Source organism: Oleiphilus sp. HI0128, from assembly GCF_001635365.1.
In genome coordinates this window covers 1-340 of sequence record NZ_LWGG01000568.1, presented here as the reverse complement: position 1 = coordinate 340, position 340 = coordinate 1, and the positions used below count along the sequence as shown (strand labels likewise).

Below are 340 nucleotides of genomic sequence, written 5' to 3'. Positions count from 1 at the left end.
TTGCGGTTCGTGTGCCGCAAAAGTACGACGTTACGAAAGCTTAGGCGGTGATATATTATCTAGCCTGGAGCCTGAGCCGGTTGGCGCGAACGTACTAGACAATATTCTCGCGCGGCTTGATGATCCTGTCGCGAATGACAAACCTTTGAACTCAGCGAATCAGCAGGTCGAGATTCCACCGCCACTGAGGCGGTTTGTTGATAAAGACTTCGACCAGTTATCGTGGTCAGGCTTTTCAAGCAGCATAAAAGAGTTTGTATTACCTATTTCCGATGAACGCTACACCGCTAAGTTTTATCGAATCGCTGCAGGCAAAGAACTCCCAGAGCATACACATGAG

1 protein-coding gene is annotated in these 340 nt (G+C 48.5%); it reads left to right on the top strand.

Going from position 1 to position 340, the window contains the following annotated elements:
- The coding region (locus A3763_RS28355; RefSeq protein ID WP_197482820.1) for a hypothetical protein at positions 1-340 on the top strand (340 nt) is incomplete at both ends.